This window comes from Streptomyces sp. NPDC002690, from assembly GCF_053592415.1.
Genome location: NZ_JBSFVR010000277.1, coordinates 1 through 10,094, shown reverse-complemented (window position 1 = coordinate 10,094; position 10,094 = coordinate 1). Strand labels below are relative to the sequence as shown.

The following is a 10,094-nucleotide window of genomic DNA, read 5'->3' as shown; positions in this document are numbered from 1 at the left end:
ACCTCGTCCCACCAGCGGGGACGACCTCAAGACCCAAGAGGACGGGACAGCCATGCCTTCTTTCGACACGCCGGGGCGGGCCCGGCCGCGGAGAACGCCGCGCAGGAGGACTGGGTCCAGGGGACACAAGCGCCCGAAGCGCGGCGGTCGTTCAGGTTCCGCGGCGAGAAGGTCCTGATCGTCGACGACGACATCCGCAACGTCTTCGCCCTCACCAGCGCCCTCGAACAGCACGGACTCTCGGTGCTCTACGCGGAGAACGGCCGCGAGGGGATCGAAGTGCTGGAGCAGCACGACGACGTGGCGGTCGTGCTGATGGACATCATGATGCCGGAGATGGACGGGTACGCGACGACGACCGCCATCCGGCGGATGCCCCAGTTCGCCGCCCTCCCGATCGTCGCGCTGACCGCGAAGGCCATGAAGGGCGACAAGGAGAAGGCGCTCGACTGCGGTGCCTCCGACTACGTCACCAAGCCGGTCGACCCCGACTACCTGCTCGGCGTCATGGAGAGGTGGATGCGCGGGGAGTGACACGGGTACGGCGGGGTGCCGCGGGGCACCCCGCCCGGTCGGGCTCCCCGCGCCGCTCGCGCTCCGGCTTCCTGGAGAACGCGAGGAGATTCTCTCCGGGGAGCGGGGAGAGGCCCCTCGGCCGGGAACCTTCCGAACTCCCGCCGCGTTCTTGTTGTGTGCACAGTGACATCGCGGTGACAGGGTGTGGCGGCGGCCGGGGTGCGGCTACGATGACCGGCACAAGACGGACGGCGATACGGAGCCGTCCCCTGGGGCGGCACCCGGTGCGACGCCGGGATGAGGAGGGCGGGCCATGATGCAGAAGGCCAAGATCCTCCTGGTCGATGACCGGCCGGAGAATCTGCTGGCGCTGGAGGCCATCCTCTCTGCGCTGGATCAGACGCTGGTGCGGGCATCGTCAGGGGAGGAAGCGCTCAAGGCGCTGCTCACGGACGACTTCGCGGTCATTCTGCTCGACGTCCAGATGCCGGGAATGGACGGCTTCGAGACGGCGGCGCACATCAAGCGCCGCGAGCGGACACGGGACATCCCGATCATCTTCCTCACGGCGATCAACCACGGCCCGCACCACACCTTCCGCGGATACGCGGCAGGTGCCGTCGACTACATCTCGAAGCCGTTCGACCCCTGGGTGCTGCGCGCCAAGGTGTCGGTCTTCGTCGAGCTGTACATGAAGAACTGCAAACTGCGCGAGCAGGCTGCCCTGCTGCGGGCCCAGCTCGACGGCGGGCGTTCCGGTGAGGACAGGGAACCGGCCGGGCTCCTGGCCGAACTCTCCGCACGTCTCGCCGCGGTGGAGGAGCAGGCCGAAGCGCTCTCCAAGCAGCTGGACGACGAGTCCGCGGACGCCGCCGCCGTGGCCACGGCGGCGCACCTCGAACGCAAGCTGACGGGTCTGCGGCGGGCGCTCGACGCCCTGGAACCCGGTACGAACGGCGCCACCGGCATCCTGCCGGCGCAGAACTGACGACGACGGAGCAGCCGTCGCGGAATCGACGGCCGTGGCGGAACCGCCGGACGCACAACAGGCGACGCGTTACCGCCCCCGCGGAACCGACTACGCGAACCGATGGCACGGAACCGGCGTCGTCAGGGCGCCCGCCGCTGCCCGCGCGCGATTCCGCACCCTCACGCGGCGGTGAGGCGGCGTCAGTTTTCCACCTCCGCAAGCCGACACGGTCGGGTGAACCCGACGGGCACGTGTCCCGACGCGTCGACACCGGTAACCTCGGCCCATGGCCTCACGTACGTCCGGCAAGGGTTCCCAGAGCTCGGCGGGCACCGCGAAGAGCGTCGGCCGTACACCGGGGCCGGCGAGAAAAGCCGCGCCCGCCAAAAAGGCGCCGGCCGGGAAAGCGGCACCCCCGCGCAGGGTGCCGGTCAAGAAGGCGGCGGCCAAGAGGCCCGCGCCGAAGCCCGCCGCGTCCCCCACCAACGGGGTGTACCGGATGGTGCGCGCCGTCTGGCTCGGCACGGCACACGGCGTCGGCGCGCTGTTCCGCTCGATAGGGCGTGGCGCCAAGGGGCTCGACCCGGCCCACCGCAAGGACGGGCTGGCGCTGTTGCTGCTGGGCCTCGCGCTGATCGTCGCCGCGGGCACCTGGTCGAACCTGCGCGGACCCGTCGGTGACCTGGTCGAGATGCTGGTGACCGGGGCGTTCGGCCGCCTCGACCTCCTCGTGCCGATACTGCTGGGTGCCATCGCCGTCCGGCTGATCCTCTATCCGCAGCGGCCCGAGGCCAACGGACGGATCGTCATCGGCCTCTCGGCGCTGGTCATCGGCATCCTCGGGCAGGTCCACATCGCCTGTGGCAGCCCGGGACGCGGTGCGGGCACGGAGGCCATACAGGACGCGGGTGGTCTGATCGGCTGGGGCGCTTCCACCCCGCTCGTCTTCGCCATGGGAGAGGTCCTCGCCGTTCCGCTGCTGCTCCTGCTGACGATCTTCGGGCTTCTGGTCGTGACGGCCACGCCCGTCAACGCGATTCCGCAGCGGCTCCGGCTGCTCGGGACGAAGCTGGGCATCGTGGACGCGCCGGCGGAGCCGGAGGACGGCTACGGGCGTGACGCGGACGACGAGCGGTACGACGACCAGTGGCGCGAGGCGCTGCCCGGCCGGACGCGCCGAGCCCCCGGGCGCGGCACCGAAGGGGTGTTCGACGCTGACGACGCGGAGGCCGAGGCGCTGGCCCGGCGTCGCCGGCCTCGGCGCCAGACGCCGCAGCCCGGTACGAACCGGCCGATGGACGCCGTCGACGTCGCCGCGGCTGCCGCCGCCGCGCTGGACGGGGCGGTGCTCAACGGCATCTCGCCCTCTCCCGTCGTCGCCGACCTCACCCAGGGGGTGTTCGGCGACCGGGAACGCACCGCCGATCCGGACCGCACCGCCGAACGGGACCGCACCGGTGAGCGCGAGCGGACCGGCAGCCCGGTTCCCGGCGCGCGCGGAGCCCGTCCCGCCGAGGACGCGGGCAAGGAGCGGACCAACCGCAGGCCCGCCGGTGCCCCGCCCGCCGGCGTACCGGACCTGACCAAGCCCGCTCCGGAGCAGACCCGGCCGCTGCCCGCCCGGGCGGAGCAGCTCCAGCTCTCCGGCGACATCACGTACTCGCTGCCCTCGCTCGACCTGCTGGAGCGCGGCGGCCCCGGCAAGACGCGGAGCGCGGCCAACGACGCGGTCGTCGCCTCGCTGACCAACGTCTTCACGGAGTTCAAGGTCGACGCGGCCGTCACCGGCTTCACCCGGGGCCCGACGGTCACCCGGTACGAGGTGGAGCTCGGCCCCGCGGTGAAGGTCGAGCGGATCACCGCGCTCACCAAGAACATCGCCTACGCCGTCGCCAGCCCGGACGTCCGGATCATCTCGCCGATCCCCGGCAAGTCGGCGGTCGGTATCGAGATTCCCAACTCCGACCGCGAGATGGTCAACCTGGGAGACGTACTGCGGCTCGCGGACGCGGCCGAGGACGATCACCCGATGCTGGTCGCGCTCGGCAAGAACGTCGAGGGCGGCTACGAGATGGCCAACCTCGCGCAGATGCCGCACGTGCTGGTCGCGGGGGCGACCGGCTCCGGAAAGTCGTCCTGCATCAACTGCCTGATCACGTCGGTCATGGTCCGGGCCACCCCGGACGACGTACGCATGGTCCTCGTCGACCCCAAGCGGGTCGAGCTGACCGCGTACGAGGGCATCCCGCACCTGATCACACCGATCATCACCAACCCGAAGAAGGCGGCCGAGGCGCTCCAGTGGGTGGTGCGGGAGATGGACCTGCGCTACGACGACCTCGCCGCGTACGGCTTCCGGCACATCGACGACTTCAACCACGCGGTGCGCGACGGCAAGGTGAAGGCGCCCGAGGGCAGCGAACGGGAGCTCTCCCCGTACCCGTACCTGCTGGTCATCGTCGACGAGCTGGCGGACCTGATGATGGTCGCGCCGCGTGACGTGGAGGACTCGATCGTCCGCATCACCCAGTTGGCCCGGGCCGCCGGTATCCACCTGGTGCTCGCGACGCAGCGGCCCTCGGTCGACGTCGTCACCGGACTGATCAAGGCCAACGTGCCCTCCCGGCTGGCGTTCGCGACCTCCTCGCTCGCGGACAGCCGGGTCATCCTGGACCAGCCGGGCGCGGAGAAGCTCATCGGAAAGGGTGACGGTCTGTTCTTGCCGATGGGCGCGAACAAGCCGACCCGTATGCAGGGCGCCTTCGTCACGGAGGAGGAGGTGGCCGCCGTCGTCCAGCACTGCAAGGACCAGATGACCCCCGTCTTCCGCGACGACGTGGTGGTCGGGACGAAGCAGAAGAAGGAGATCGACGAGGACATCGGCGACGACCTGGACCTGCTCTGCCAGGCCGCGGAACTCGTCGTCTCCACGCAGTTCGGCTCCACCTCGATGCTCCAGCGCAAGTTGAGGGTCGGCTTCACCAAGGCCGGAAGGCTCATGGACCTGATGGAGTCACGGAACATCGTCGGCCCCAGCGAGGGATCGAAAGCCCGAGACGTGATGGTGAAGCCCGACGAGCTCGACGGGGTGTTGGCCCTGATCCGCGGGGAAACAGCTCCCTGACGGTCACGGAAGCATCGCGAATCCTCTTCCCCCGACGAGGGGGCAACCGTTCCGCCCGGTCGTACGTCAAGTTCAAGTGGAGGGTGCGGCCGTGGCCGCTCCCGCCATACAGCCCAAGGGGTTGTCCGGCGGACCCGATGGCGTACAAGTCGTCGCGCCCGGTTGCCCCACCCTTTCGCACCCCCCCTAGACTGAACATCCAGCAGGTGGCTCACGCTCGAAAGGCGCCCCCGTGTCCATCGGCAACTCCCCCGAAGACGACCGGCCTTCGATCGGTCGTGTGCTTCAGCAGGCTCGAATCGCCGCAGGTCTGACGGTCGACGAAGTCAGCGGTTCCACCCGGGTGCGCATCCCCATGGTGCACGCGATCGAGGACGACGACTTCTCGCGCTGCGGCGGCGACGTCTACGCACGCGGTCACATCCGTACCGTCGCCCGCGCGATCGGCATCGATCCGGAACCGCTGGTCCAGCAGTACGACGCCGAACACGGCGGCCGTCCTGTGCCCACGCCCGCGGCTCCGCTCTTCGAAGCGGAACGCATCCGGTCGGAACCCCGGCGGCCCAACTGGACTGCGGCCATGGTCGCGGCCATCGTCGCCGTCGTCGGTTTCGTCGGTTTCACCCTCTTCAACGGTGAGGACGAGGGAACCAGCACCGCACACGTGGCCGAGGGCTCCACGCCCCAGAAGGCCACGGCCAAACCGACCCCCACCAAGCCCGCCGACCCCAAGCCCGTGCCGTCGGAGAGCGCCATCGCCGCGGCTCCGCTGGACAAGGTGACGGTCAAGCTCAGCGCCACCGACGGCAAGAGCTGGATCTCCGCCAAGGACCACAGCGGGCAGATCCTCTTCGACGGACTCCTTCTCCAGGGCCAGTCGAAGACGTTCCAGGACGAGGAGCGTGTCGACCTCGTGCTCGGAAACGCCGGATCCATCGATCTCTTCGTGAACGGCAAGAAAGTCGAGGACCAGTTCGAACCCGGACAGGTCGAGCGACTTTCCTACGCGAAGGGCGACCCCGAGGCGGGCTGAGCACGCCCCGCCTCCCGCACGACCGCACACACCACCCGATCACGACGAGCGCCCGGCCCCGCTGCCGGGCGCTCGTCGTGTTCCGTACCCACCGGTCACCGCCATTCGGCCGGCCGCTCGTCGTGCTCCCCACCGCACCGGCCGCCGTCCTGCCACCGGACGCGCGTCGTGTCTTCGCGTGGGTGAAGGTGACTGCGGGTAGCGGGGAACCCTGCGCGGCGGGGGGCCCGCCGCAACGAAGTAGTCTTGATTCCATGCCCGAACGCCGTACCGTCGCCCTCGTCACGCTTGGCTGCGCCCGTAACGAGGTGGACTCGGAGGAGCTTGCAGGCCGCTTGGCAGCGGACGGCTGGGAGCTCGTCGAGAACGCCTCCGACGCGGATGTCGCCGTCGTCAACACCTGCGGCTTCGTCGAAGCCGCCAAGAAGGACTCCGTCGATGCCCTCCTCGAAGCCAATGATCTGAAGGATCACGGCAGGACCCAGGCCGTCGTCGCGGTCGGCTGCATGGCCGAGCGCTACGGCAAGGACCTCGCCGAGGCCCTGCCGGAGGCGGACGGAGTCCTCGGATTCGACGACTACGCCGACATCTCCGACCGCCTCCAGACCATCCTCAACGGCGGTATCCACGCCTCCCACACCCCGCGCGACCGGCGCAAGCTCCTCCCGATCAGCCCCGCCGAACGGCAGGACGCCGCGGTGGCCCTGCCCGGGCACGCGCAGGAGATCGCCCCGGCGCCCGCCGACCTCCCGGACGGCGTCGCCCCGGTCTCCGGACCGCGCGCCCCGCTGCGCCGCCGGCTCGGCACCAGCCCGGTCGCCTCGGTGAAGCTGGCCTCCGGCTGCGACCGCCGGTGCACCTTCTGCGCCATCCCGTCCTTCCGCGGCTCCTTCATCTCCCGCCGCCCCTCCGACGTGCTGGGCGAGACCCGCTGGCTGGCCGAGCAGGGCGTCAAGGAGGTCATGCTGGTCTCCGAGAACAACACCTCGTACGGCAAGGACCTCGGCGACATCCGCCTGCTGGAGACGCTGCTGCCCGAGCTCGCCGACGTCGACGGCATCGAGCGCATCCGGGTCAGCTACCTCCAGCCCGCCGAGATGCGACCCGGCCTGATCGACGTCCTGACCTCGACTCCGAAGGTCGCGCCGTACTTCGACCTGTCCTTCCAGCACTCCGCCCCCGGCGTGCTGCGCGCCATGCGCCGCTTCGGTGACACCGACCGCTTCCTGGAACTCCTGGACACCATCCGCTCCAAGGCCCCGCAGGCCGGCGCCCGGTCCAACTTCATCGTCGGCTTCCCCGGCGAGACCGAGGCCGACCTCGCCGAGCTGGAGCGTTTCCTCACCGGTGCCCGGCTCGACGCCATCGGCGTCTTCGGATACTCCGACGAGGAGGGCACCGAAGCGGTCGGTTACGAGAACAAGCTGGACGACGACACCATCGCCGAGCGCCTCGCGCACATCTCCCAGCTCGCCGAGGAGCTCACCTCCCAGCGCGCCGAGGAGCGGGTCGGCGAGACCCTGCGGGTGCTGGTCGAGTCCGTGGAGTCCGAGGAGGACGGTCCGGTCGCGATCGGCCGTGCCGCGCACCAGGCACCCGAAACGGACGGCCAGGTGGTCTTCACCACACGCGAAGGGCTCGTCCCCGGCCTTATGGTCGAGGCGAAGGCAGTGGGCACCGAGGGAGTCGACCTGGTGGCCGAACATCTCACACTCTCGGAGGCGGCCAGATGACGGGAGCCCCGGCATCCGCGACGGGCGGCTCCGGCGCGACGCCGGTCCGCGGCGGCAAGCTGGGCACCGCGGCCGTGAACCAGGCCAGCCTGTGGAACATCGCCAACATCCTCACCATGATCCGGCTGCTCCTGGTGCCCGGCTTCGTGATGCTGCTGCTGGCGGACGGTGGGTACGACCCCGCCTGGCGGTCCGTCGCGTGGGCGGCCTTCGCCATCGCGATGATCACCGACCTGTTCGACGGCCACCTCGCGCGGACGTACAACCTGGTCACCGACTTCGGGAAGATCGCCGACCCCATCGCCGACAAGGCGATCATGGGGGCCGCGCTGATCGCCCTGTCGTGGCTGGGCGACCTGCCGTGGTGGATCACCGGGGTGATCCTCTTCCGTGAGCTGGGCATCACGCTCATGCGGTTCTGGGTGATCAGGCACGCCGTGATCCCGGCGAGCCGGGGCGGCAAGCTGAAGACGCTGGCCCAGGGAACGGCGGTCGGGATGTACGTCCTGGCGCTCACCGGTCCCCTGGCCACACTCCGCTTCTGGGTGATGATGGTGGCCGTCGTGCTGACGGTGGTGACCGGACTCGACTACGTACGCCAAGCCGTCGTGGCGCGCCGCAAGGGACTCGCCGCCGAGCGGGTCGCGGCGGTGGAAGCGGTCGCCCTGGCGCTGGACCCGGACGCGGACGTGAGTGCGGTCGCGCCTGCGTCCGTCCCCGGGACCTCGACGGTCTCCGGGGTGTCCGCGCTCACGGGCAGCTCCGACGGCGACGCCGTACCGGACATCGCACCGGCGGCGGTCGCCGGGAGCGAGGCACTCCCCGGAGCCGTGGTGGGCGACCCCGCCGAGGCCGAGAGGTGACCCTCGCGGCCCGGGTACTGAGGCAGCTCGCGGAGCGGGGGGAGACCCTCGCGGTGGCCGAGTCGCTGACCGGCGGGCTGGTCGCGGCGGAACTCACCGCCGTACCGGGAGCCTCGCGCTCCTTCCGCGGGTCGGTGACGGCTTACGCGACCCCGCTCAAGCACGAGCTGCTCGGAGTCGACCGGGCCCTGCTCGCGGAGCGCGGAGCGGTGGACGCCGAGGTCGCGCGCGGTATGGCCGTCGGCGTGCGCCGGTCCCTCGGCGCCGACTGGGGCGTCTCCACCACCGGGGTCGCCGGCCCCGAGCCCCAGGACGGTCAGCCGGTGGGCACCGTCTTCGTCGCGGTCGCGGGACCGCTCGGAGTCGGTAAAGTCGCGGCACTGCGGTTGAACGGCGAACGGGCGGACATCCGTAGAGAGAGCGTGCTCGGCGTCCTGGAGCTGCTCTCCGGCGAACTCGCAGAAAATGCGGGGGCACAGGATACGGAACAGAACGGGGGGAATTGATGTTTGCAGCCCTGAGAGAACACGACATCGCTCCCCGCACGGCCGCAGCGCTTAGCGGTACGGTGGGGCGTGAAGGATGCGGCTACGCGGTCCGAGGAGGGAGCCACCGATGATTCTGCTCCGTCGCCTGCTGGGTGACGTGCTGCGTCGGCAGCGCCAGCGCCAAGGCCGTACTCTGCGCGAAGTCTCCTCGTCCGCCCGGGTCTCGCTCGGCTATCTCTCCGAGGTGGAGCGGGGGCAGAAGGAGGCATCCTCCGAGCTGCTCTCCGCGATTTGCGACGCGCTTGACGTACGGATGTCCGAGCTCATGCGTGAAGTGAGCGATGAGCTGTCACTCGCCGAACTCGCCGAGTCGGCGGCAGCCGGCGATCCGGTTCATGTACCGGTTCGCCCCATGCTCAACTCCGTCTCCGTGTCGTCGGTGGCGGGTGTCCCGGCGGGACGGGTGACGATCAAGGCGCCCGCGGAAGCGGTGCAAGTCGTCGCAGCCTGACCCGCACGGTCCGGTGTGAAGGCGAACCCCGGTCGGCCCCTTCGGGGGCGGGCCGGGGTTTCGTCGTGCGTGCGCCCGGTTCGCGTGCTGCGGGGTGTGCGCGGTGGTTCACGGGGCACACGGAGAACGAGGCTGCGGATGGTCGCTTTGTCAGCTTATGTGCCATCGTGGATGGGGTGCTGACAGCGGCTGCCGAACCAGCCGACGCAACCGCCGGTGCGACGGGAAAGGGCCTTGTTCGCCCGCCCCGGACGCCGACAGAACGGAGAGAGTGCATGTCTGTCGTGAAGAGCCCGCTTTCCGATGCCGACCTCAAGGTGGTGGGCGAGGCGCTCCAGGGCGCCCTGGTCGACCTGGTCGACCTCTCGCTGGCCGCGAAGCAGGTCCACTGGAACGTCGTCGGCCCGCGCTTCCGCTCCGTGCACCTCCAGCTCGACGAGGTCGTGGACACCGCGCGCCAGCACTCCGACACGGTGGCCGAGCGCGCCTCGGCCATCGGCGTCAACCCGGACGGGCGGTCCGCGACCATCGCCCGGACGACCGCCATCGACGTCGTGCCGAGCGGCTGGATCAAGGACGTCGACGCCGTCAAGGTCCTGGTGGACGCGCTGAAGATCGTGATCGGCCGGATGCGTGAGCGCATCGACGCCACAGCCGATCCCGACCCGGTGAGCCAGGACACCCTGATCGCCGTGGCCGCCGACCTCGAGAAGCACGCGTGGATGTTCCAGGCGGAAAGCGCCTGAGCCGGCCGGGCCGGTCCATGGCCCCCCGCGCCCAGGCCCCGGCCTCGCGTGGCGCGTGAGCGCCCCGAGGACTCGCTACACCTGTCGGCCCCGCTCCGGACCACCGTCCG

9 protein-coding genes are annotated in these 10,094 nt (G+C 70.4%); all 9 read left to right on the top strand.

What is annotated here, in order from left to right:
- The coding region (locus ACWD3D_RS27135) for a response regulator (protein ID WP_451463412.1) at positions 1 to 534 on the top strand (534 nt) is incomplete at its 5' end.
- 295 nt (positions 535 to 829) lie between these two features.
- A complete protein-coding gene (locus ACWD3D_RS27130; RefSeq protein WP_328719064.1) occupies positions 830 to 1,504 on the top strand; it encodes a response regulator in 675 nt (224 codons plus the stop codon).
- 268 nt (positions 1,505 to 1,772) lie between these two features.
- The gene (locus tag ACWD3D_RS27125; RefSeq protein ID WP_451463411.1) at positions 1,773 to 4,610 is read left to right on the top strand and encodes a DNA translocase FtsK; all 2,838 of its coding nucleotides are present in this window, start codon (positions 1,773 to 1,775) and stop codon (positions 4,608 to 4,610) included.
- A 232-nt stretch (positions 4,611 to 4,842) separates the two neighbouring features.
- Entirely contained in the window at positions 4,843 to 5,643 is an 801-nt protein-coding gene (locus ACWD3D_RS27120; RefSeq protein ID WP_451463410.1) for a helix-turn-helix domain-containing protein, read from the top strand.
- A gap of 254 nt (positions 5,644 to 5,897) precedes the next feature.
- Entirely contained in the window at positions 5,898 to 7,376 is a 1,479-nt protein-coding gene (rimO, locus tag ACWD3D_RS27115) for a 30S ribosomal protein S12 methylthiotransferase RimO (protein WP_451463409.1), read from the top strand.
- Positions 7,373 to 8,239: a CDP-diacylglycerol--glycerol-3-phosphate 3-phosphatidyltransferase gene (pgsA, locus tag ACWD3D_RS27110; RefSeq protein WP_451463408.1), complete on the top strand. Its 867-nt coding sequence runs from the start codon at positions 7,373 to 7,375 to the stop codon at positions 8,237 to 8,239. The genes rimO and pgsA overlap by 4 nt, the downstream gene beginning before the upstream one ends.
- On the top strand, positions 8,236 to 8,745 hold the full coding sequence (locus ACWD3D_RS27105) for a CinA family protein (protein WP_451463407.1): 510 nt from the start codon (positions 8,236 to 8,238) through the stop codon (positions 8,743 to 8,745). Before pgsA ends, ACWD3D_RS27105 begins: the two co-directional genes overlap by 4 nt.
- Before the next feature lie 109 nt (positions 8,746 to 8,854).
- Positions 8,855 to 9,238, top strand: coding sequence for a helix-turn-helix domain-containing protein (locus tag ACWD3D_RS27100; RefSeq protein ID WP_451463406.1), 384 nt, complete (start codon positions 8,855 to 8,857; stop codon positions 9,236 to 9,238).
- Positions 9,239 to 9,513: 275 nt separating this feature from the next.
- On the top strand, positions 9,514 to 9,984 hold the full coding sequence (locus ACWD3D_RS27095) for a Dps family protein (RefSeq protein WP_451463405.1): 471 nt from the start codon (positions 9,514 to 9,516) through the stop codon (positions 9,982 to 9,984).
- The last annotated feature ends 110 nt before the right edge of the window (positions 9,985 to 10,094 follow it).

What these genes read in the sequence shown, in the direction of transcription:
- ACWD3D_RS27130 (WP_328719064.1), top strand. Translation starts at nt 830, where the DNA reads ATGATGCAGAAGGCCAAGATCCTCCTGGTCGATGACCGGCCGGAGAAT.
- ACWD3D_RS27125 (WP_451463411.1), top strand. Translation starts at nt 1,773, where the DNA reads ATGGCCTCACGTACGTCCGGCAAGGGTTCCCAGAGCTCGGCGGGCACC.
- rimO (WP_451463409.1), top strand. Translation starts at nt 5,898, where the DNA reads ATGCCCGAACGCCGTACCGTCGCCCTCGTCACGCTTGGCTGCGCCCGT.
- pgsA (WP_451463408.1), top strand. Translation starts at nt 7,373, where the DNA reads ATGACGGGAGCCCCGGCATCCGCGACGGGCGGCTCCGGCGCGACGCCG.
- ACWD3D_RS27100 (WP_451463406.1), top strand. Translation starts at nt 8,855, where the DNA reads ATGATTCTGCTCCGTCGCCTGCTGGGTGACGTGCTGCGTCGGCAGCGC.
- ACWD3D_RS27095 (WP_451463405.1), top strand. Translation starts at nt 9,514, where the DNA reads ATGTCTGTCGTGAAGAGCCCGCTTTCCGATGCCGACCTCAAGGTGGTG.